Source organism: Micromonospora parathelypteridis, assembly GCF_014201145.1.
In the GTDB taxonomy this organism is placed as follows: Bacteria; Actinomycetota; Actinomycetes; order Mycobacteriales; family Micromonosporaceae; genus Micromonospora; species Micromonospora parathelypteridis.
In genome coordinates this window covers 6,470,479-6,491,708 of sequence record NZ_JACHDP010000001.1, presented here as the reverse complement: position 1 = coordinate 6,491,708, position 21,230 = coordinate 6,470,479, and the positions used below count along the sequence as shown (strand labels likewise).

Annotated in this window: 22 protein-coding genes; 8 read left to right on the top strand and 14 right to left on the bottom strand. The window is 72.2% G+C overall.

Features of this window, described 5'->3' with window-relative positions; genetic code table 11:
- Window positions 1-18: 18 nt before the first annotated feature.
- From HNR20_RS29230 to HNR20_RS29220, 3 genes are all read right to left on the bottom strand, one after another.
- Window positions 19-1,524: a sensor histidine kinase gene (locus tag HNR20_RS29230; RefSeq protein ID WP_184186497.1), complete on the bottom strand. Its 1,506-nt coding sequence runs from the start codon at window positions 1,522-1,524 to the stop codon at window positions 19-21.
- Window positions 1,502-2,248 (bottom strand): response regulator transcription factor, encoded by a 747-nt coding sequence (locus HNR20_RS29225; protein WP_184186495.1) that lies wholly within the window; start codon window positions 2,246-2,248, stop codon window positions 1,502-1,504. Before HNR20_RS29225 ends, HNR20_RS29230 begins: the two co-directional genes overlap by 23 nt.
- A 113-nt stretch (window positions 2,249-2,361) precedes the next feature.
- Window positions 2,362-2,592, bottom strand: a complete 231-nt coding sequence (locus HNR20_RS29220) for a DUF8847 domain-containing protein (RefSeq protein ID WP_184186492.1) — start codon at window positions 2,590-2,592, stop codon at window positions 2,362-2,364.
- A gap of 189 nt (window positions 2,593-2,781) precedes the next feature.
- Between HNR20_RS29220 and HNR20_RS29215 the strand changes: the two genes are divergently transcribed.
- The 3 genes from HNR20_RS29215 to HNR20_RS29205 all read left to right on the top strand — a co-directional run bounded on the left by HNR20_RS29215 (window position 2,782) and on the right by HNR20_RS29205 (window position 5,442).
- On the top strand, window positions 2,782-3,729 hold the full coding sequence (locus tag HNR20_RS29215) for a serine/threonine-protein kinase (RefSeq protein ID WP_184186490.1): 948 nt from the start codon (window positions 2,782-2,784) through the stop codon (window positions 3,727-3,729).
- A gap of 70 nt (window positions 3,730-3,799) precedes the next feature.
- Window positions 3,800-4,225, top strand: coding sequence for an OsmC family protein (locus tag HNR20_RS29210; protein WP_110567054.1), 426 nt, complete (start codon window positions 3,800-3,802; stop codon window positions 4,223-4,225).
- 368 nt (window positions 4,226-4,593) lie between these two features.
- Window positions 4,594-5,442, top strand: a complete 849-nt coding sequence (locus tag HNR20_RS29205; protein WP_184186488.1) for a hypothetical protein — start codon at window positions 4,594-4,596, stop codon at window positions 5,440-5,442.
- Window positions 5,443-5,459: 17 nt separating this feature from the next.
- On the opposite strand, the gene HNR20_RS29200 is transcribed toward HNR20_RS29205, so the two are convergent.
- The 5 genes from HNR20_RS29200 to HNR20_RS29180 all read right to left on the bottom strand — a co-directional run bounded on the left by HNR20_RS29200 (window position 5,460) and on the right by HNR20_RS29180 (window position 9,860).
- Window positions 5,460-5,981 (bottom strand): ATP synthase subunit B family protein, encoded by a 522-nt coding sequence (locus HNR20_RS29200; protein ID WP_184186485.1) that lies wholly within the window; start codon window positions 5,979-5,981, stop codon window positions 5,460-5,462.
- Window positions 5,982-6,091: 110 nt separating this feature from the next.
- Window positions 6,092-6,538 (bottom strand): response regulator, encoded by a 447-nt coding sequence (locus HNR20_RS29195; protein WP_184186482.1) that lies wholly within the window; start codon window positions 6,536-6,538, stop codon window positions 6,092-6,094.
- A 69-nt stretch (window positions 6,539-6,607) separates the two neighbouring features.
- The gene (locus tag HNR20_RS29190; protein ID WP_184186479.1) at window positions 6,608-6,955 is read right to left on the bottom strand and encodes an STAS domain-containing protein; all 348 of its coding nucleotides are present in this window, start codon (window positions 6,953-6,955) and stop codon (window positions 6,608-6,610) included.
- Between the two features lie 116 nt (window positions 6,956-7,071).
- On the bottom strand, window positions 7,072-8,109 hold the full coding sequence (locus HNR20_RS29185; RefSeq protein ID WP_184186476.1) for a cobalamin B12-binding domain-containing protein: 1,038 nt from the start codon (window positions 8,107-8,109) through the stop codon (window positions 7,072-7,074).
- A complete protein-coding gene (locus HNR20_RS29180) occupies window positions 8,106-9,860 on the bottom strand; it encodes a PP2C family protein-serine/threonine phosphatase (protein ID WP_184186474.1) in 1,755 nt (584 codons plus the stop codon). Before HNR20_RS29180 ends, HNR20_RS29185 begins: the two co-directional genes overlap by 4 nt.
- A 184-nt stretch (window positions 9,861-10,044) precedes the next feature.
- Here HNR20_RS29180 and HNR20_RS29175 point away from each other — a divergent pair, with 184 nt between their 5' ends.
- Entirely contained in the window at window positions 10,045-10,377 is a 333-nt protein-coding gene (locus HNR20_RS29175; RefSeq protein ID WP_184186469.1) for an STAS domain-containing protein, read from the top strand.
- Window positions 10,378-10,448: 71 nt separating this feature from the next.
- Here the strand turns inward: HNR20_RS29175 and HNR20_RS29170 are convergent, their stop codons facing one another.
- A complete protein-coding gene (locus tag HNR20_RS29170; RefSeq protein ID WP_184186465.1) occupies window positions 10,449-10,763 on the bottom strand; it encodes a hypothetical protein in 315 nt (104 codons plus the stop codon).
- Between the two features lie 199 nt (window positions 10,764-10,962).
- On the opposite strand from HNR20_RS29170, the gene HNR20_RS29165 reads away from it, so the two are divergent.
- The 3 genes from HNR20_RS29165 (at window position 10,963) to HNR20_RS29155 (ending at window position 14,005) form a co-directional block, all read left to right on the top strand.
- Complete coding sequence (locus HNR20_RS29165; RefSeq protein ID WP_184186462.1) at window positions 10,963-11,940, top strand: DUF2267 domain-containing protein; 978 nt, start codon at window positions 10,963-10,965, stop codon at window positions 11,938-11,940.
- Window positions 11,941-12,052: 112 nt separating this feature from the next.
- Window positions 12,053-12,847 (top strand): spermidine synthase, encoded by a 795-nt coding sequence (locus HNR20_RS29160; RefSeq protein ID WP_184186459.1) that lies wholly within the window; start codon window positions 12,053-12,055, stop codon window positions 12,845-12,847.
- A gap of 57 nt (window positions 12,848-12,904) precedes the next feature.
- Window positions 12,905-14,005 carry an AI-2E family transporter gene (locus HNR20_RS29155; RefSeq protein WP_184186456.1) on the top strand — a complete coding sequence of 367 codons (1,101 nt, stop codon included), beginning with the start codon at window positions 12,905-12,907 and terminating at the stop codon, window positions 14,003-14,005.
- A gap of 17 nt (window positions 14,006-14,022) precedes the next feature.
- Here HNR20_RS29155 and HNR20_RS29150 read toward each other — a convergent pair whose 3' ends face one another.
- Complete coding sequence (locus HNR20_RS29150) at window positions 14,023-15,324, bottom strand: NAD(P)/FAD-dependent oxidoreductase (RefSeq protein WP_184186453.1); 1,302 nt, start codon at window positions 15,322-15,324, stop codon at window positions 14,023-14,025.
- Between the two features lie 121 nt (window positions 15,325-15,445).
- On the opposite strand from HNR20_RS29150, the gene HNR20_RS29145 reads away from it, so the two are divergent.
- Entirely contained in the window at window positions 15,446-16,894 is a 1,449-nt protein-coding gene (locus tag HNR20_RS29145; protein ID WP_184186451.1) for a M20/M25/M40 family metallo-hydrolase, read from the top strand.
- Window positions 16,895-16,958: 64 nt separating this feature from the next.
- Here the strand turns inward: HNR20_RS29145 and HNR20_RS29140 are convergent, their stop codons facing one another.
- The 4 genes from HNR20_RS29140 to HNR20_RS29125 are packed head-to-tail and all read right to left on the bottom strand — an operon-like array spanning window position 16,959 to window position 21,227.
- Window positions 16,959-17,294: a CU044_2847 family protein gene (locus HNR20_RS29140; RefSeq protein ID WP_184186448.1), complete on the bottom strand. Its 336-nt coding sequence runs from the start codon at window positions 17,292-17,294 to the stop codon at window positions 16,959-16,961.
- A gap of 14 nt (window positions 17,295-17,308) precedes the next feature.
- Window positions 17,309-18,700, bottom strand: coding sequence for an ABC transporter substrate-binding protein (locus tag HNR20_RS29135; RefSeq protein WP_221309957.1), 1,392 nt, complete (start codon window positions 18,698-18,700; stop codon window positions 17,309-17,311).
- A complete protein-coding gene (locus tag HNR20_RS29130) occupies window positions 18,697-19,800 on the bottom strand; it encodes a GlnX family signal transduction membrane protein (RefSeq protein WP_184186445.1) in 1,104 nt (367 codons plus the stop codon). The genes HNR20_RS29135 and HNR20_RS29130 overlap by 4 nt, the downstream gene beginning before the upstream one ends.
- Entirely contained in the window at window positions 19,797-21,227 is a 1,431-nt protein-coding gene (locus tag HNR20_RS29125; RefSeq protein ID WP_184186442.1) for a vWA domain-containing protein, read from the bottom strand. The genes HNR20_RS29130 and HNR20_RS29125 overlap by 4 nt, the downstream gene beginning before the upstream one ends.
- Between the last annotated feature and the right edge of the window lie 3 nt (window positions 21,228-21,230).

Sequence of the window (21,230 nt, the reverse complement as noted above, 5' to 3'; positions counted from 1 at the left end):
CGCGACGCCGTGCGCCGACTATGCGTCAGCTGTGGGATTGGGCAACCGGACGGTGAACACGGTCCGGCCGGGGTGACTGTCCACTTCGACCGTCCCGTGGTGGGCCTCCACCACCGCCGCGACGATCGCCAGACCGAGACCGGTGCTGCCGTGCGTCCGGGACCGGGAGCTGTCGCCACGGGCGAACCGCTCGAACATCTCCGGTTGCAACTGGGCCGGCACCCCGGGCCCGTCGTCGGCGACGGTGAGCACGGCGCTGTCGCCCACGACGGCCAGCGTGGTGGTGACCGTGGTGCCGGGCGGGGTGTGCACGCGGGCGTTGGCCAGGAGGTTCGCCACCACCTGGTGCAGCCGGGCGGCGTCGCCGGGCACCCGGATCGCCAGCTCCGGCAGACCGAGCTGCCAGCGGTGTTCGGGGCCGGCGGCGTGCGCGTCGCTGACCGCGTCCACCAGCAGGGCGGTCAGGTCGACCGGGTCCACCGCGAGCGGCCGACCGGAGTCCAACCGGGCCAGCAGCAGCAGGTCGTCGACGAGGCTGGTCATCCGGGTGCTCTCCGACTCCACCCGGCGCAGCGCGTGGGCCACGTCGGCGGGTACCTCGTCGCGGCCGCGCCGGGCCACCTCCGCGTAGCCGCGAATCGCTGCGAGGGGTGTGCGCAGCTCGTGGCTGGCGTCGGCGACGAACTGGCGTACCCGGGTCTCGCTGGCCTGCCGGGCGGTCAGCGCGTCGGCGACGTGGCCCAGCATCCGGTTCAACGCCGCGCCGACCTGGCCGACCTCGGTTCGCGGGTCGGTGTCGGCGGCCGGAACCCGGACGGCGAGCGCCACCTCGCCGCGGTCCAGGGGCAGTTCGGTGACCCGGGTGGCGGTGGCGGCCACCCGGTTGAGCGGGCGCAGCGTGGCCCGCACGATCAGCGCGCCGGCAGCGCCCGCGATGAGCAGCCCGACGGCGGCCACCCCGGCCTGCGCGGCGAGTTGCCGCTGGACGGTCTCCTGCACGCCGGCCAGCGGGATCGCGATGACGCGTACCCGGCCGTCCCAGTACTGCCGGGCCACGGCCCGGTAGTCACCGCGGGCGCCGAGGTCGACGGTGCGCGGTTCGGCGCCGACCGGCAGGCCCGCCAGGGTGGCGACCTCCCCGACCGGGACGGCCTGTTCGTCGGGGAACGGGTCGTCGCTGGACGGGCTGCTGGTCAGGGTCCGCGCGCTGGTCACCTGACCGTTGGTGATCTCGGCGACCACCGTGCCGGACGGCGACCCGGGTGGGATGGCGGGTCCGTTGCCGGGGAAGGCCGGCCGTCCCGGACGTTCACCCCGCATGACCGTCGCGGGCGCCAGTTGGGCGTCGAGCCGGTCGATCAGGAAGTGCCGCAGCGCCACGGTGGTGATGCCACCGATCGCGACGCTGACCAACGCCAGCAGCGCGACCAGGGCGAACACCAATCGGGTACGCAGGGAGCGGCCGGCCAGCCAGCGGCGGGCGGCGCGCATCGGGTGGCGGTTACTCGGCGGGCTTGAGGACATAGCCCGCACCGCGCAGCGTGTGAATCATCGGCGCCCGGCCGGCGTCGATCTTCTTGCGTAGGTACGAGATGTACAGCTCCACCACGTTGGCCTGGCCGCCGAAGTCGTAGTTCCACACCCGGTCGAGGATCTGTGCCTTGCTCAGCACCCGGCGGGGGTTACGCATCAGGTAGCGCAGCAGCTCGAACTCCGTCGCGGTGAGGGTGATCAGTTGGCCGTCGCGGCGTACCTCGTGGCTGTCCTCGTCGAGGCTGAGGTCACCGACGGTGAGGACCGCGTCCTCCCGGGCCGCGACCGCGAAGCCGGAGCGCCGCAACAGGGCGCGCAGCCGGGCGATCACCTCCTCCAGGCTGAACGGCTTGGTGACGTAGTCGTCGCCACCGACGGTCAACCCGGCGATGCGTTCCTCGACCGCGTCGCGGGCGGTCAGGAAGAGCACCGGCACGGTCGGGGCGTGCTCGCGCAGCCGGCGCAGCACCTGGAAGCCGTCCAGGTCGGGCAGCATCACGTCGAGCACCACGGCGTCCGGCTGGAACTGCCGTGCGGCGCTCAGCGCCGCCATGCCGTTGCCGGCGCTGCGCACCTGCCAGCCCTCGTAGCGCAGCGCCATCGACAGCAGGTCGGTGAGCGTCGGTTCGTCGTCGACCACCAGCACCCGGACGGGTTCGCCGTCGGGGCGCAGCAACTCGATCCGGCTCGGCGCGGCCTGCCCGTTCGTGACCATGCCCCCCATCGTGGCCGCGACACCTGTGCCGTGCCCCTGCGAGAGCTGTGTGCGAGCTGTGCGGCCGGGCCGACGCGACGCCGACATCACCACCGGTCAGTCCCGCCTCGTCGTCACTCGGACACCCCGTACGCGTCGGTCCGCACGAACCGCATGCTCCAGCCGCCCGCCTCGTCGGGTCGGTCGCGTTCGTAGAGGTGGTCGGGGCCGGGCTGTACCGGCCCGGTGCCGTCCGGGTGCCGCATGATCCAACGCTGTGGCGGGGTGCCGTCCGACCCGGCCGGGAGCAGCCGGACCAGGCCGTCCGCGGGCCCGCCGACGAAGCGTACGGTGACCTCGCCCATTGCGGCGCTCCCTGCGGTGACGGTGCCGGCACAATCGGTGACACCGGCTCTGGCTCGCAAGCTACCGCACCCGTCGTCGCGCCGCAGCGAGCTGCGCCGGGCCGGTGCGCTGTCGGTTTGCCCAGCTCGGAGCTCGGGTACCGCGACCGGAGCACCCGCTGCCGGCGGGGCGAGGACGAGGAGCACGCGATGCGCACACTGGGCGGGCGGTATCAGCTCGAGCAGCGCATTGGCGTAGGCGGGATGTCCGAGGTGTGGCGGGCGCACGACCGGGTGTTGGACCGGCCGGTCGCGGTGAAGCTCATCCTCCCCGGCCCCGACGATCAGGACGGCCCGGAGGACCGGATCCGCGCGGAGGCCCGTTCGGCGGCCCGCCTGGTGCACCCGAACGTGGCGAGCGTGCACGACTTCGGCACCTCCTCGACCTGGTCGGGCCGCCCAGCTCCCTACATCGTGATGGAGCTGGCCGAGGGTGAGACGCTCGCCGCGCACCTGCGGGCCGGGCCGCTGGACTGGCGGATCTCCGTACGCGTCTGCGCGGAGGTCGCCGCGGCGCTGGCCGCCGCGCACGCGGAAGGCATCGTGCACCGCGACGTCAAGCCCGCCAACGTCATGCTCACTCCGTCGGGGGTGAAGGTGCTCGACTTCGGCATCGCCATCCCCGCCGGAGCGGCGGATCCGACTCCGACCGGGATGGTGTTGGGCACCCCGGCATACCTGGCCCCCGAGCAGTTGCAGAGGGCGCCGGCCACCCCCGCCGCCGACATGTACGCCCTCGGCGTGCTGCTCTACTACTGCCTCACCGCCCGTTTGCCGTACCACGCGGCCAGCACCACCGAACTGCTCGGCGTGCGCCGACGGCAGCCGCCGGAGCCGCTGCCCGAGATCGACGGGCTGCCCCCGGAGGTGGCCGAGTTGTGCCACTCCTGCCTCGCCGACGATCCCGCGCAGCGCCCGACCAGCATGGTCGCGGCGCTGGTGCTGGCCGAGGCCGTGGACGCCCGGGTGTACGTGCCGATGACGATTCCGACGACCCGCCGGCCGGCCGCAGTGTCGCCGTGGACCGAGCAGGCCGCCGCGGAGGCGACCGAGGCGGTGGCGGTGCTCGACGAGTCGAACCGGGCCTCCGAGCGCTGACAGTCCGGTCCACGGCGTTTCGCTGGGCGGCGGCCGGGTAGCCGACCTGGTGAGCGACGGGAGAAACGCGATGCCGGATCAGAGTTCCTGGCTGCGTGAGGCCACAGCGACCGCCGAGGGCGGTCACGTACGCACCGACGATGGCGGGCTCTCCACCGCGCTGGCCTCACCGCTGGCGCCGCACTGCACCGGGTTGACCCCGGAACAGTTGCTGGCCGCGGCCTTCGCCTCCTGCCTGCACCACGCGGCGGTGGAGGTGGCCGGGGAAATCACCGACGAAGCGCACACCGTCCAGGTACGGGCGGAGGCGAAGCTGGGGCGCGACAACGACGGCCGGTACCGGGCCGACGTGCACGCGGAGATCTCCTCGGCCGGCCTGAGCCGGGATCAGCTGGCCGACCTGGTCGAGTACGCCGATCGGCTCTGGCCGTTCTCCAGCGGCGACACCAGCCGGCACCGCCTGACCGTCACGCCGGCGGAGAACGGCCGACACTGAGATCCAGCCCGCCGCCCGCCCACCCGGCGCTAGATCAACTCCGCATCGCCGATGTTGCGGTATCCGCGTCCAGGGATACCGCGATGTCGCCGACATGGGAGTTGATCTTCCTTCACCCTCGGCCGCCTGGTCGAGATGACACCTGGCCGAACGGCTGACCTCTGGAAATCGGCGGCAGGCCGGCTCAGGGCGTGACCTGGCGACCGTATTCACCCGGCGAATCGGGAATAACGGTCTGGACCGTTCCGCGAGGTTGGTCAGGCTCACGGCACTTTTGCCCCTCAAAGTCGGCAAGATCGGGGCAAATTGTGGCGCATGCCACCGCGCGGGCCGATGGCATCGACCGGTCAGCTCTCTAACCTCGGCGGGTGCACCCCGACGACCCCAACGACCAGAAGCTGACCAACGCACGCCCGACCACCCCTACGGGCGACGCCGCATCAACCGAACGGACGATAGGCCGTCACCGCGCCCCGGAACCGCCCCGGCGCCCCCTGCTGAGCTCGACCCCGGTCCGGGTAGCCCTGGCCACCAGCGTCACCTGCTGCCTCAGCCTCGTCGCGGTCGCCACCGCCCGAGGCAGCGACGACACGCCCCGCACGGTGGAGCCGCTCGCCGAGGCGGTGGCTGACCGCGCCGCCATCGCCGAGGAGCGCGCCTCCCGGTCGCTGGACCGCGACGCCGCCCCCGCACGGATCCTCCCCACCCCGACGGCCACGCCCACACCCGCCCACACCGCCGCGCGCAAGGCACCCAAGAAGCCGGTCAAGCCACGCCGACCCCGACCGGTCGCCGGCCTCGACCAGGCGCAGATGGACAACGCGAAGATCATCGTGGATGTCGGCCTGGAGATGAAGATGCCGCGCCGCGCCCTGGTCGTGGCACTGTCCACCGCCATGCAGGAGAGCAACCTCTACAACCTGGCCAGCGCGGTCCTCCCGGAGTCGTTCGATTACCCGAACCAGGGCAGCGGCTCGGACCACGACTCGGTCGGGCTGTTCCAGCAGAGGCCCAGCAGCGGCTGGGGGACGGTAGCCCAGCTGATGCGCCCGTCGTACGCCGCACGGGCCTTCTACAGCGCGCTGAACGAGATCCCGGGCTGGCAGGACATGAGCGTCACCGCAGCCGCCCAGGCCGTGCAGATCTCCGCCTTCCCCGACGCGTACGCCCAGCACGAGGACCGGGCGACCACCGTCGTGGCGGCGCTCACTGCCTGAGGACGTCCACGCCGGTGTCAGCGAAGGCCGGGCGGGGGCTCCGCGCCCGCGTCCAGCCCGCCGACTCCCACCCGGGTTCCCGGTACGCCGGCAGCCGCGGTCGGGGTGTCCGCGGGCACCTGATCCCCCGTCACCTGGTTGAGGATCTCGTCCACCCGCGCCTCGCGCCGCCGACGGGCGTACAGCGCCACCTCGAAGTCGCGCCGGGCCTGCACGGCTTCCGCGTACGCCCGCTCCCGCACCTGCCGTGCCTCCTCGCGGGCCTCGTCCAGCGCGACACGGGCCTGAGCCAGCAGCTCGGCGGCCTCGTGCCGCACCGCGTCCCCGCCGTACCGGCCGACGGTGGCGTCGCCGAGGTCCAGCCGCCGCAGGAGGCCGCTGAGCCAGGCCGCCTCCTGGCGGATCTCGTCAAATTCCCGGGCCGCTCCCGCGGCGACCTCGGCCCGCGCCGCGAGCCGGGACAACCGGATCCCCAACTCGTCCAGGCAGGAATCCACCTGCCGCTGGTCGTAACCGGTCCCTACGACGGAGAACCTCATACTGTCGCCCCCCAGGCAGCTGCTGTTACTTCCCCACCTGGATCCTCGGCCGCGTCCGCGACCACCGAGGGGGTTCGGGAAAAATGTTCAGCATGCGCGTGGGGCGCGCGTCAGACCCGCTTGGGCAGCACGACCACCCGGCCGAAGAACTCGTCGATGCGGCGGACCACGTCGTTGAAGTCGTCCAGATCGATCGGCTTGGTGACGTAGGCGTTGGCCTGCAGCGTGTAGCTGCCGACGATGTCGGTGTCGGCGTTGGACGTGGTCAGCACGACGATCGGGATGGTCCGCAGATCCTCGTCCTGCTTCACCGCGCCGAGCACCTGCCGGCCGTCCATCCGCGGCATGTTCAGGTCGAGCAGGATCACGTCCGGCCGGCGGGCCTGTTCGTGGCGGCCCTCGGCGCGGAGAAACTCCATCGCCTCCTCGCCGTCACTGACCACGTCAATGATCTTGTCGACGTCGGAGTCCGCCAACGCCTCCTCGATCATGAGCACGTCGCCCGGGTCGTCGTCGACCACCAGGATGCGTACCGGCTGTGGGCTGTCTGCGCCCATCACTACCTGCCTCGGGGTCGGCGGGGACGGGACCGGACGGTCACCGCGTTGGCGGGGAAATCTAGCCCATCAGGAAGCACTGCGGGACGCGGGGTCGACCGACTCGGGTTCGTAGCGCAACACCTCGGCGAGGCCGGTCACCCGCAACACCCGCTCAACGCGGCCATTGGCGCCGGTGAGCCGAAGCCACCCTCCGGCGGCCGCCGCCTGATTGTCCCCCCGAACGAACACGGCCATCCCGGTCGAGTCGCAGAAAGTGAGATCGGTGAGGTCGAGCAGCACCCGGGTCTCGCCGTCGGCGGTGAGCCCGTCGATCGCGGCGCTCAGCTCGGGGGCGGTGCTCAGGTCCAGCTCGCCCGCGAGCCGCAGGCAGGCGCCACCGCCGTCGCGTTCGACGTAGCTGACGCTGAACGTCACCGTTCTCCCCCTCGCTCCACCCACGGGTGGGACGTTTGCAGTGCGGCAAGTATACGCAGGCGCGCCCCGCGAACCGCAGGGCGCGGTGATCGACAACGAGGCCGTCGGGTGGGCGTTCAACGGCCCACGGCGGGCAGCGCGGCGCGCCCCAGAGCCAGCACACGCCCCGCCCGGGGGAAGTCACGCAGCGCGACGGAAAAGTGCTCCAAGGGCTGGGCGACGACCGCGGCGGGCATCCCTCGACTCAGCAGGATCCCCGACAGCCACTCGACGAACTCGGTGAACAACGAGGCGTCGTCGACGTAGACCGCCGCGGCCAGGAAATCCACGATGTGACCCAGGTCGCTCACGGTCGAGTCGAGCTGTGTCGCGGTATAGGCCCGCGCCGCCGGCACCCGCTCCAGCAGCTCCGCCAACGCGCTGTCGATGAGCTCGCCACGACGCCGCACCAGACTCGCGTACTCGTCGTCGGCCAGGTGGGCAAGCCGCGCCGCCGGCACCCCGCGCAGCGCCCGCTCGTCGGAGATCAGCTCGGCCGCCGAGGGCGCGTCGGGCGCCCAGGCCACGCCGAGCCGACGCGCCCACCGACCATCCACCCCGAACCCGCGCCCACCGACCACCACCGGCACGTCCGAGCGGCGGCAAGCCTCGATCATCCGGTGGGCGTACGGCAGCCGCATCGGCAGCGCGCACGCCAACGCGACCGCGTGGGCGTCGTAGCGGTGCAGGTACGACACGAGGTGCGCCGCGGGCACGCTGGCGCCCAGGAAGGTCACCTGCCAGCCGCGCAACCGCAGCACCTCGGCCACCAGCCGGGGCGGCAGCGCGTGCCACTCGCCGTCCATGCAGGCGACCACGACCCGTCTTCCGGTCGGGCGCGGGTTGGCGTGCGCGGCCACCGCCGCCACCACCTGCTCGCTGATGTGGGTGGCCGCGTGCTCCTGGGCGACGCTCCACTCGTTGCGCGCCCACCGCTCGCCCACCTCGGTCTGGGCGGGCGCGACCAGGTCGAGCAGCACCCGCTCCGCCGGTACGCCCGCGTCGAGCAGGCCGATCGCCATGTCGATCGCTGCGTACTCGTCAGCGTCGGCGAGGCAGTCCAGATAGCCGACGTAGGCGTCGGTCGGGTCGGCGGCGGCCGTAGCGGCGGTCACGCGTCGATCTCCTCCTGCTGGTCGGGGTCGGCCGGTGCGGGCACCGAGTGCAGGTGCCGCGCCCCGCGCCCGCTCGGGCCGGCCGCCCGCAGCGCCAGCACCGCGATGTCGTCGTGGTCGCCATGCGCCAACCAGTCGCAGGTGACCTGTTCGACCCGCTCGGCCAGGGCCTGCGCCGGCATCCGTTGGCAACCGGTCACCGCGCTGACCAGTCGTTCGGTGCCGAACTGCTCGTCGCCGCGACGGCCACCTCGGGCCTCGGTCACCCCGTCGCTGTAGAGCAGGCAGGTCTCACCGGACGCCAGCCGCACGGTCACCTCGCCGACGCGAGGGTCGGGCACCACCCCGATCAGCATGCCCTGCAGCGGCACCGACTCCACCTCGCCGGAGGCGCGCAGCACCAGCGGCGGCAGGTGCCCGCCGCCGGCCAGGGTGAGGATGAGGCCCCCGTCGCTCTGTGGGCGGACCACGCCCAGCACGATCGTGGCGAAGCGGCCCAGGCCGCTCGCCTGGGTCGTCTCCAGCAACGCGTCGTTGAGCAGCCGCAGCAGCCGCCCCGGGTGCGACTCCAGTCGGTGCAACGCCTGCAGGCACTGACGTAACTGGCCGGTGAGGACGGCCGCCTCGACGCCCTTGCCCGACACGTCGCCGAGGAAGAACACCGAGCCCCCGTCGACGAGCCGGTGCGAGCCGTAGAAGTCGCCCCCGATGCGCAGTCCCGCCTGCGCCGGCCGGTACGCGGTGCCCCACTGCACGCCTGCGGCTTCGGTCGGCTCGACCGGCAGCAGGCTGGCCTGGAGAGTGTCGGCGACCTCCGCCTGGTCGCGGTAGAGCAGAGCGGTGGTCAACGCCGCTCCGGCGCGGGCCGCGAACGCGCGGATCAGCTCCACGTCGGCCTCGTCGTACCAGGGGCGGGCGACCAGCAGCACACCGACCGGCTCGTCCCGGCCGGGCAGCGGGACGACCCGGGCGGCGCTTCCGGTGCTGGGAAGGCCGGACAGCAGACCGGCGTCGACCGCCTGCTCGACCAACCAGTCCACCGCGTGCGGTTCGACCCCGGTCAGCCCGTCGGCGATGGCGGCCGGCAGGTCGCCGGCGGCCAACGCGCCGCTGTCCACCATCGGCGCCTCGTCGTCGGCGCGCGAGGCTCGCCACCAGCGGGCCCGACCGGCGCGCGGGGCGAGGACCAGCACGGCCACCTCGGCCAGGGTCGGCACGGCGAGTCGGACGACCGCGGCGGCGGCCCGGTCGGGGTGCAGAGGGTGGCCCAGCTTGTCACCGACCACGGCCAGGAAGGCCGAGCGTGCCCGTTCGGCGAGCAGCGCGTCGGCGCGGCCGATGCTGTCGGTGACGTCCTCGACGTACCAGCAGTAGCGGGCGCCGGAGAGGGGCACCTGGCGGGCGGTGAGCCGCCGCCCGCGATAGCTGAAGCCGCCGGCGATGCCGTCGCTCAGGCCGGGCACACCGGCCGCGCTGAGCAGCTCGCCGGGTGTCACACCGGGCAGCAACCGCTCGGCCACCGGGCTGACGTGCCGTACGACGCCGGTGGCGTCACAGACCACCAGGCCCTCACGGAAGTGCGCGACGACCTCGAAGAGGTCGGGTGCGCCAGAACCCCGGTCGGAGGGCGGCGGCAGGGCCGTGGTGGGGCGGGGCGGGAGGTCGGCGGACCATGCCGGAGACCGTGTCGTGCTCGGCGTCGAGAGCCGTCCTTCGCCCGGGTCGCAGTCCCTGACGTCGGAAGCAGTCACCAGCTGAGCCTCACTCCTTGTCGTCCACCCGAACCCGTGCCGGAACCGGCGTCTGTGGTCAAAACTCTCCAGCCCACCCTACGCGCGTACCCGGACACCGGCATCTCAGCGAAGCTGGCGGGCACCGCCGCCACGCGCCGTCCCCCCGAGTTGCGGTCGCTCGCCCGACTGGGAACATGGTGGGATGTCCGACCAGTTGTTGACCATCGAGGCGACCCGGCTCGATGCCGGGCACGTCCGACTCCGGCTGGCTGGCGAGCTCGACTACGACACCGCGCCCGAACTGGTCGCTGCGGCGGTCGACCTGCGCGGCGACGAGCAGGTGCTGATCGACCTGACTGGTGTGAGCCTCTGCGACTCCTCCGGGCTCAGCGCGCTGCTGGTGGTGCACCGCGCCGCCGGGGCGATCCGGCTGACCGGGGTCGGCCGACACCTGCAGCGGTTGCTGGACCGCACGGGTCTGTCCGAGTTGCTGGCCGTGGAGCACGCCGCCGACGACCTGCGCGCCATCGGCTGAGCAGGGGCCACCCCCGGCGAACGGGGATGGCCCCCGACCCTGGGACCTGGGGTCGGGGGCCGGAGGAATGTCTAGGGTGCCGTCATCGGCTGGAGCCGAGGTCCGTTCTCGCGCAGCTCGCCGGTCGGGGTCGAGTCGACGTCCTCGGGCTCTCCCGAATCGGGCGTCTGGTACAGGTAGCGGACGAACTGCCCACCCGCCTCGTTGTCGTCCGCGCCGGGCCATTGGCCGATGCAGTCCATGCCGATGACCTCACGGCCGGTTCCGTCGGCTTCCTCCAGCAGCGCCCACAGACTCACCGGGTAACACCTGGTGACCTCGGGTGCGAGCTGCCAGCGGGCGTACCAGCCGGCTCGGGCGGGAACGATCTCGACGATCTGCTTCATGACGACCTTCCTTCCGCGTACCTCGGAAGAACCTCGGTCCTGACCCGATCGTGCCCGCTGAGCGGGTGAGCACCCCTCACCCCCGCCGGATGAAGCGCGGCGGGCGCCGGGCCGACCCGGCCGACGGCGTCCGTTTCGGCTCCCGGGACGGCGGGAAGGCGACTGGCGCAGTCACGATCCCCAGCGGAAGGGTGCCACCATGCGCAAGCAGATGGAGGGCGACAACCAGAGGCGTCGGGCTCTGGCCCGACAGGCCCGCGAACAGAGTCGCCAGCCCAGCGAGATCGGTGCCAGCCTGAGCGCGTCCAAGCAGCTCAAGAGCCTTGAGGGCGGCAAGCGAGCCGGCCCACCGGCGGCCGGGCCCCACAAACCGGACAGTACGCGTGGCGGGCCGGCACCGCCGCAGATCGGCAGTGCCGACAATCCGCGGCCTCAACCGTCCCCGCCGAGCGGCGCGGCCGGCGTGAACAGCATGGGCTACCACGACCTGGTCGACGAGGTCCGTCGGCGGGCCGGGGTCGACTTCAAGACGGCCAAGGTGGGCACCGAGGCGACCGTGCTGGTCCTCGCCTTCGCCCTGGAGGCGGCCGAGCGGCAACGACTGCTCGCGGCGGTGCCGGCGTCACTGCACGACGTGCTGCCCGTCGACGGCGTCGAGCGACACCGTGACCTGGCCGGGTTCCTGGCCGAGGTGGGCCGGATCAGCGGCAACACCCCGGAGCAGGCCCGCTACCAGGCCGAGGCGACCTTCGCCGCACTCGCCGCGCAGGACGGCGACCTGGTCGAGTCGCTGCACGTGCCCGACGAGCTGCGTGACCTGCTGAACCCGCCGGAGGCCGGCGGTGGCCTCGTGGGCGCCTCCACCACCACACCCACCCTGGACCCGGACGAGATCAGCGCGGCGCTCGACGACCTGCCGTACTGGGCCGGCGACAGCCAGGGCCTCTACCGGGTGGTCGCGTTGCCTCCGGACAACCTGGACCGGGTGCTCGACCGGCTCGACCGGATGCGCCAGGACACCGGCCGGGGCCCGAGCATCGGACGTCCGGGTGACACCGCCGCCGTGTTGACCGTACGGACCAACCAGGCCGACGGGGTGACCGCGCTCGACGTGGACCTCGCCCGCCAGATCGACGACGCGATCGACGAGGTGGGTGCCGGGATGGCCGGCGGCTGACCGGCACCGGCAGGTACGGGCCGGCGGGAGCGGGGCAGCCCCGTTACGCCGGCCCGTCGGCCCTGCCGGGCCACGGGCGGGCTGAACCATGGGCTCGGCTAGCGTGCCGGTCATGAACCGCGCCGCCGACCGGTTGGAGCTGGTCGCCGACCCGGTCCGCCGGACCGGCCGGACACTGCTGTCCGCCGGAGTCGAGCAGTCGTACGTGGATGTCGAGGATCCCCGGCACCTGCACTTCGAGTACGTCCGGCGGATCGCCTCGGCGGTGGACCTGGCCGCCCCGGCGGGCGCACCGCTGAGCGTTCTGCACCTCGGTGGCGGCGCGTTGACGCTGCCCCGCTGGCTGGCTGCCACCCGGCCCGGGTCCCCGCAACGGGTCGTCGAGCGGGACCCGGCGGTGGTCGAGCTGGTCGCCCGGGAGTTGCCGCCGCTGCCGCCGGAGGTGCGGGTGGAGGTCGCCGACGCCCGGGACGCGCTCACCGCCACCCCGGCCGGTCAGTACGACCTGGTGATCGCCGACATCTACCGGGCGGCCCGGATGCCCCGGCACGTACGCACCGTCGAGTTCGCCGCCGAGGTGGCCCGCACCCTTCGCCCGGGCGGGTCGTACCTGGTCAACGTCACGGACCTGCCGCCCCTGGTCGGCACCCGGGTGCAGGTGGCCACGTTGCGCGCGGCCTTCGCCGACGTCTGCGTGCTCGGCGACCGGCAGATGCTGCGCGGCCGGCGCTACGGCAACCTGGTGCTGGCCGCGACGTCCCGACCCGGCGGGCTGCCGGTGGGGCGGCTGGCGGTGGCCGCCCTGCGCGACCCGGTGCCCGGTGGTCTGCTGCACGCCGCCGCACTCGACACGTTCGTCGCCGGCGCCCACCCCGTCACCGACGCGGACGATCCCGGGCGTCGCTGATCCTGTCCCGGCCGCAATGCCGGGTTTTCGACGACGAGTCCGGGGAAGGCGCGGCGGATGAGCAACGCCGACGACCGGGAGACCGCCCGCCGGACCCTGATCGTGATCGGTCTGGTGCTGGCGACCGCGTTCGCGCTCGCCTTCGTGTACGCGACCCGTCGGGTGCTGGTCTGGGCCGTCGTCGCCGCGTTCTTCGCCGTCGCGCTCAAGCCCCTCGTCGACCGGCTGCAACGCCGTTTCGTGCGGCGCCGGTCGGTGGCCACGCTGCTGGTGTTCCTCACCGCGTTCGTGCTGCTGGCGATCCTGGCCGCGCTCATCCTGGTGCCGTTGTTCGGGGAGGTGGGCCGGTTCGCCGACCAGGCCCCTGCGCTGTTGCACGACGCCCGCGCCGGCCGGGGCCCGTTGGGGCAGTTGCTGGAGCGCACCGGCGCGCGACGGTACGTCAGCGAGCACTCCGACCAGCTGCGCGACCTCGGCACCCGACTACGCCAACCCGCGGTCGGCGTGCTGCGCGGCGTCGTCGAGACGGTCGCCGGGCTGGTGACGGTCATCGTGCTGGCGTACCTGATGGTGTTGGAGGCGCCGCGGATCAGCCGCGGCATTCTCGCGGCGGCCGGGGACGGTCAGAGCGAGCGGCTGCGCCGGGTGGGCCGGGAGGTGTCGCGAAGCGTCACCGGTTACCTCACCGGAAACCTGCTGATCAGCGTGATCTGCGGGGTGTTGACCTACGCGGTGCTGGCCCTCACCGGGGTGCCGTTCGCGGCCGTGATCGCCCTGCTGGTGGCGGTGGCCGACCTGATACCGCTGGTCGGTGCGACGCTCGGCGCGGTCATCGCGGCCGGGGCCGGCTTCCTGCACTCCCCCACCGCCGGGGTGGTGGTGCTGGTCTTCTTCGTGGTCTACCAGCAGGTGGAGAACCACCTGCTGCAGCCGTTCATCCTGTCCCGCGCGGTCCGGCTCAACCCGCTGACCGTCCTGATCAGCGTGCTGCTCGCGGCGGAGTTGGCCGGCCTGCTCGGCGCGCTGCTGGCCATCCCCGCAGCCGGCATCGTCCAGACCCTGCTGCGCGAGTACGGCCCGCGCCGGCTGCGACCCACCCCGCCGACCGGCCCGGCCGCGCGGTCACGCCGACCGGCCGGTCCCGCCCCCCAGGGCTGACCGGCCGAAGGGCGTGCTCAGCGGGATCGGGTCGCGACCTCGGGTGAGGTGCTCTCCAACGGCACCGCGTTGGCCGGCACCAGCCCCAGCTGGACCGCCGAGCGGGTCAGCGCGGCGTCCAGCGCCCAGTCGGCGCTGACCCGCGTGCGGTTTCCGGGCATCGCCATCAGGTGGTACGCCCGGGTGACCGCCTTGGCCGGCAGCCCGGCCAGGTTGACGTGCAACGGGTTGGCCGCCGCGTCCTTGCCGCCCAGGTCGACGACCCAGCCCAGGTCGTGGTGCTTGTACGGCCTGCGCCGGCCGAAGCCGTACGACGCGGCGATGTTGTGCGCCGCGCGCTTGCCCTGCCGCTGCGCGTGCTGGGCCGTCATCCCGCAGAGCTGTCCCGGGTTGACCAGGTCGGGCACGGCGGCGGCGTCGCCGCAGGCGTACACCTCCGGGTAGCCGGGGACGTTGAGGAACTCGTCGACCACCAGCCGACCCCGGTCGGTACGCAGGCCCAGCTCGTTGACGAACGGGTCGGGGCGTACCCCCACACACCACACCAGCGTGCAGGTCGGGACGTACTCGCCGTCGGTGAGCTTCACCCCGTCGCAGGTCGCCTCGGCCACGGACGTGCCCATCCGCACGTCCACACCACGCCGGTTGAGCACCTTGTGCGAGGTGTCCGACATCCGCTTGTCCAGCTCCGGCAACACCCGGGGCGCGACGTCGAGCAGCATCCAGCGGGGGCGGACGGTGAGTCGGGGCCGCTGGGCGTGCAGCGCGTCGGTGAACAACTGCCCGTGCGCGGCGACCTCGGTGCCGGTGTAGCCCGCCCCGACCACCACGAACGTGGAGCGGGCCTGCTGCTCGGCCGGGTCCTCGGCCTGCTCGGCCAGCTCGATCTGACGGACGATGTGGTCGTGCAGGTAGACGGCCTCGGGCAGGCCGCGGAAGCCGTGGGCGTACTCGGTCACCCCCGGGATCGGCAGCAGCTTGTTGACGCTGCCCACGGCGAGAATCAGCCGGTCGTACGCCAACCGGTTCTTCTCCCCCTCCGCCTGGGTGAAGCCGACCCAGCGGTTCTGCAGGTCGACGTGGTCCGCCTCGCCGATCACCACCCGTACGCCCTTGAGCGTCCCGGTCAGCGGCACCGCGATCCGTTTGGGCTCGACCACGCCGGCCGCCACCTCGGGCAGCAGTGGGAGATAGAGGAAGTAGTCGGTGGAGTTCAGCACCACGATCTCAGCCCGGTCCCGGGCGATCCGGCTCAACGCCTTCGCCGCGTGGTAACCGGCGAACCCGGCTCCCACGATCACCACACGAGGTTTCGTCATTGCGGCCCGTTTCCCGCCCAAGCCCAGCACAAACGTGCAACAGCCGGTGGGGGTGCGGCCCGCAGGACATTCGTGAACAACGATATAGACAAGCCCCATCGACGATGGGCAGTATGCCGGGATGGGATCAGACGACACCGGCTCACAGCCCACGAGGCCCACCCGCCGCACGTTCCTGTCCGCTTCGGCAGCCGCCACCGCCGCGACCGCCGCCACCGTTGCGGTGCCCGCGCTCGCCGCGCCGGCCGCCGCCGACGCCCTCCCCGCCGGCCCCGGGGGTCCGGCCCGCGCTCAGCGGCCCGACCGCGAGCTGCGCGAACTGCTGCGCCAGGTCGACCCACGACGGATCGAGGCGACCGTGCGGCGGCTGGCCGCATTCGGCACCCGGCACACCCTCTCCAGCCAGGACGACCCCCAGCGGGGCATCGGTGCCGCTCGGGACTGGATCTACGCCCGCCTCCAGGAGTACGCGGCGACCTCCGCCGGCCGGATGACGGTCGAACTCCAGTCGTACGTCCAGCAGCCCGCGTCGCGGATCCCCACCGCCACGCGGATAACCAACGTGGTGGCGACCCTGCGCGGCCAGACCTCGCCGAACCGCACCTACGTGGTGACCGGGCACTACGACTCCCGGGTCACCGACGTGATGGACGCCATCAGCGACTCGCCAGGCGCCGACGACGACGCCTCCGGGGTGGCCGTGGTGCTGGAGTTGGCCCGGCTGATGGCCACCCGGCCCACCTCGGCAACCGTCGTGTTCGCCGCGGTCGCCGCCGAAGAGCAGGGCCTGTACGGCTCGGCGTACCTCGCCCAGCAGCTCAAAGGGGCCGGCGTGGACGTGCAGGGCATGTTCAGCGACGACATCGTGGGCAGCAGCACCGCCGACGACGGGACCCGCGACCCGCACGCCGTGCGACTCTTCGCAGAGGGGGTGCCGACGGCGGAGACCCCGGCGGAGGCCACCACCCGGCAGTCCGTCGGCGGCGAGAACGACTCGCCGTCGCGGCAACTCGCCCGGTTCGTTCGAGACGTGGCGGAAAACGACGCCACCGGAATGCGGGTGCGGGTGATCTATCGGCGGGACCGCTACCTGCGCGGTAGCGACCACATCTCGTTCCTGCGGGAGGGCTGGCCCGCAGCACGGTTCACCGAGCCGAACGAGGACTTCGCCCACCAGCACCAGGACGTCCGGGTGCAGGACGGCCACCAGTTCGGTGACCTGCCGGAGTTCTGCGACTTCGCGTACATCGCTCGGGTGGCCCGGGTCAACGGCGCGGCGCTCTGGTCGCTGGCCCAGGCACCCGGCACACCCAAGGGCGCCATCATCGTGACCACCGACCTGACCAACAACACCACCCTCCGTTGGCAGCGCGGCGACGAGCCGGGCCTGGCCGGCTACGAGGTGGTGTGGCGGGAGACCACGGCTGCCGAGTGGCAGCGGGTGATCCCGGTCGGTGACGTCACCGAAGTCAGCATCGACCTGTCCAAGGACAACGTCTTCTTCGGCATCCGCGCGGTAGGCCACAACAACCTACGCAGCCCAGTAGCCTTCCCCCGCCCAGGCGCCTAACCCTTCGCGGTGATCAAGAGGTTTGCGTCACGCCACGCCGTGGTCCGTGACGCAAACCTCTTGATCACGACGGTGCAGGGGGGTGGGGTGGGCGCTGCCAGCGCACCGTCACCGTTAGCTGACCCTGGACACCGGTCCGGGCGATCACCGCACCGGTCTCCGCGGTCAACTGCACCCCGAAGGTGATCTCGACCTCGTCCGGACGATGGGCCATCGACTGGAACTGGCCGAGCGCGGCGGAGGCGGCGTCGCGTACTTCCGAGAGCGCCCGGTCGAACGTCGCCCGCGCCTCGCGGACCACCTTGCCGGCGTTGCCGGCCGGCGTCACGCCGGCCCTACCGTCGACCTCGACCACCACCGACCCGCCGCCGTCGAGGTCGAACCTGCGCAACTCAGTCATCGTTCATCGCCCTCTCACGCGGTCGGAACGCACTGGAGATCCATCCACTCGGCCTTCGACAACGCCCCTCTGACCTTCTCGAGTTCGATCAGCAGGATGTCCAGGCGCTCCGGTGCTTCCAGGTAGACCAGGACCGCCCGCTCGAAGGCCGTGGCCATCGCCGCCGGCAGCAGGTCCGACCCGTCCCAGCACAGGGTGCCGGTGCGTAGCCGCCCCGCGACCGCTTTCGTGACCGGGTCCTGGTATTCGGTCGCCGTCGTCCGCCGGCTGAAGGCCACGCCGCCCCGGGTTTCCGCACGCCGGGCCTCCTGCGCCTGCTCGGAGGCCAGGTAGCTCATCAGTTTTCTGGCCGGATCGGTGTCGCGGAACATGGCCGCGACGTCGTCGGAGACCTCCTGCAGCGACGAGTTGCCCGTCTGTCCGACCGGCGGCGGTGTCGGGAAGAAGGTGAATGACGGGACCGGCGACGTGGCACTCGTTTGGCCGGCCAGCCTTCCCAGGTGCTCCAGGTAGTCGCGGATCACGAAGGAACCCTGGTGGTCCAGGTGACATCCCCTCTTGGCGGACGGCTCCGCCGGCTTCTCGCGCGGAAACAGGCCCTTCCCCGCCATCTGGAAGGTGGTGTAGAGGCTGGCTCGGGCCGTCTCCCCGGCCGCGACCCGCAGCAGGTCACCCCAGGTCTCCCAGGCGTCCTTGACCTGTGCGGAGGTCCAGGGGAGGTCGCCGTGGGTCCACTGCTCGTAGACGTCCTCGCCGAAGTCGTGCAACAGGATGTCCTCGATCCAGTCGGTGCCCGGCCAGCCGGAGACCGGCGGGGCACTCATTCCGAGGCACCAGGGCGTCTGTTGGCCACCGGCGATGCGCTGGGTCTGGCTGACCAGTTCCTCCCAGGTCTGGGGCGGATTCTCACCGAGCTTGGCCAACTCTGCCGGGTCGTACCAGACCACGCTCTTCAGGTGGGTGGCCACCGTGACCGCGTAGGGGAGTTCGCCGCCGACCGGGTTGCCGTCGGCCCCGACCTTGCGGGCGAGCTTGATCAGCTGCGGGGCGGCGGCCGGGTCGGTCGTGAAGTCGCCTTTCAGCGGCGCCAGTTGGCCGGCGTTGACGTACCGTTGCAGGTCGTTGAGGCGGGGCAGGATCGCGACGTCGGGCGGTCGACCTCGCTCGATCCCCACCTGGAGCACCTGGCTGACGTCCCGGTGCCCCTGGTAACGGGTCCGAATGCCGAACGCGGCCTCGAACTTGTCCAGAACCCTCGTGAACTCCGCCTCTTCCTCGCCGGTCCAGGAACCGAGGACCGTCAGCTCCGCAGCCGGCTCGGCGGAGCATCCGCTCAGCGCGACACCAGCCAGCAGCGCCGTGACCATCGTCAACGCCGTTCGGGACCTCCATGCGCCCAGCGTCATGTCGACCGCTCCCCATATTCCGCCAGGCGGGGCCGGAAGCCCCAGAGGACCAGCACCGCGATGCCGAGCGCGAGCAGGGGCAGAGCGAGTTCCACCGAGCGGCTGTCGGCCGCGTCGTCGGCATCGGCAACGATGGCCTGGTCGGCCGCGACAACCGTCTGCCCCGGCGTCGAAGACGCGGGCGGGGACGGGAACGGGCTGCGAAGCTCCTCGATGGTGTCGTCGCAGGCCGTCGCACACTGCGCCTTGACCTGATTTGCGAGACCGTCGGCCGCACGGAAGCCCACGGCCTTCAGCTGCCCCTGCCTGCTGTCGTGCACGGCCTCGACTCCCGCACGGGCCCGGTCCAGTTTGTCCGCCGACCAGAGGCTCAGCGCGGTGAGAGCCACCATTCCCACCGTCACGACCGTGGCCGCCAGCAGAGGGACGTTCACCGTCCGGCGGAAGCGGCGCGTCAGATACACCTGCGTCCGCGCCAAGAGCACGCCGAGCCCGACCAGCGGCAGCAACCAGACGGCCGCGGTCAGCATGTTGGTCCACTTGTTGTCCGCCTGATCGTCGAAGGCGCGCAACTGCATGCCCCGCAGATCCTCGAGCCGGAGCAGAATGTCGTCCAACAGGCTCGCCGCGTCCCGGAGCGCGGCCACCCCGAGCGCCCGCAGACCGGCGTCCCGGTAGCGCGCATCGGCCTGGCCGATGAGCCCGGTATAGGTGACCAGCAACGCCTCGATCGTCTGAATGGCCTGGGTGCCCCTGTCCCCCGCCGCGTTGTTCTCCGCCAACAGGGTGAGGTACTGGCCGGCGCCGGCGATCTGGCGCTGGTAATCCACCCCGGGGCCGCCGAGGACCTCGCCACCCTCGGCGAGATTGCGCACCGCGGCGAGATGCGCGTTGCGCAGCGCGTCCTGCGCGTCGTAGCTGGCGAGGACCGCCGGCACGGACCGGTCCGCGGCCACGTCGGCATTACCGGCGACGCCGAGGAAGACCGCCAGGCTGGTGGCGAGGGTGAGCGCGGTGACCCCGAGCAGCCACCCGCGCAGACGCACGAGGGTTTGCCGGGTGGTGCTGACCGGCGACGGTGTACGCGCGGGCACCGTCATACCAACACTCCCGCTGGTGGGTCGTCGCCCTCGAACCGCCGGCCACAGTTCTCGCAACGGCCCGCGCCGGGCGGTGACGTCTCGCCACAGGCGCCGCAGATCTGGTCCTCGACTGCCGTGCTCCGCGGCACCGGTGGGTGCAGCGGGTTCTGCGTCGACTCGATCATGCTGACCTTGATGTCGGTCTGGCTCAGATTCTCCTTGAGCCGGACGATGCCACCGGGCTCGATGTCGACCAGGTGCCGCAGCTGGTCCAGGGCGGCCGCGTCGCGCGTCGCCGTTGCCAGCGCCACCGCCCGAGCCCACTGAGCGTGTGCCTCGATCCGGTCACCGCGGTCGTACGCGTCGCAGCCGGCGTTGATGGCCTGCCGGACGTCCTCCTGCCCGGTCACCTGGGAGACGCTGAGATCAATCCGGGCCGACCTGGCCATGTTGACGGTCCAGTGCACGAGGACGGTCGCGGTGGCGGCCCGCAGCTCCCCGTCGACCACCAGGTCGACCCGAGCGGCCAGCCGGTCCTGCTCCAGGATGTCGTCGGGCGGCTCGACACCCAGGCAGAGATGGAACTCCCTGCGCTCCGCGCCCCACGAGCCGGTGGCGATCTCCCACGTCCGCTCGTCGACCTTCGTGGCGTACTCGGTGAGGTCCTGAATGGTGGGGCGGGCCTGTTTGAAGAAGGTCACCGTCGCGTACGGCACGGTCCGCAGCCGAATCCGCACGTCCGGCAGGAGCTTGGTCAGCGCGGCGCGAATGGACTCCCGGAAACTGGCTACCAGGTCGGCTGGCCGCCGTACCGCCTCGGCGGTGCCGTTCAGCGCGGCGGCGATCCGGAGCAGATCCGGCGGGTGCCAACCCTCTCCGATGCCTCGGGGATCGCAGACGAGCCGACCGGCGCAGGTTCGCAGGACGCGCTCCAGCTCCTCCTCGGTCTCGTGCTGGTTGATGCCGTCGGTGAGCAGCAGGACGTGGTTGATCGTCGACGACGGCGGTGGAAGCAGGTCTCGTGCCGCCGCGAGCCAACTGCCCATCGCCGTTCCGCCGCTGGCGGTGAGGCGGGTGACGGCCGCTTTGGCCGCCTTCCGGGTGGCCGGCGAGGCGGTCACGAGCGTCTTCGTCGGCGGATAGACCACTCTGGCCTGCAGGGTCCCCTCGATCACCGCGAAGCGGACGCCGTCCGGCAACACGTTGATGGCCGCGGCGGCGGCCTGCTGCGCCGCGGCCATCTTGGTCGGTGGATCCGCCATCGATCCGGAACAGTCGATCACCAGCACCTCGACCAGTCGGGACGGATCCGACCGGGCTGGCGTGTCGTCCTCGTCCGTCGTCCCCTGCCCGGTCACCGAGAGGACGGCGTGCATCTCCCGGCCGCCCACGCGCAGATACTTGTTCTGGTTGACTTCCAGGCCGAACTGGATGGCGTTGTCCACCGA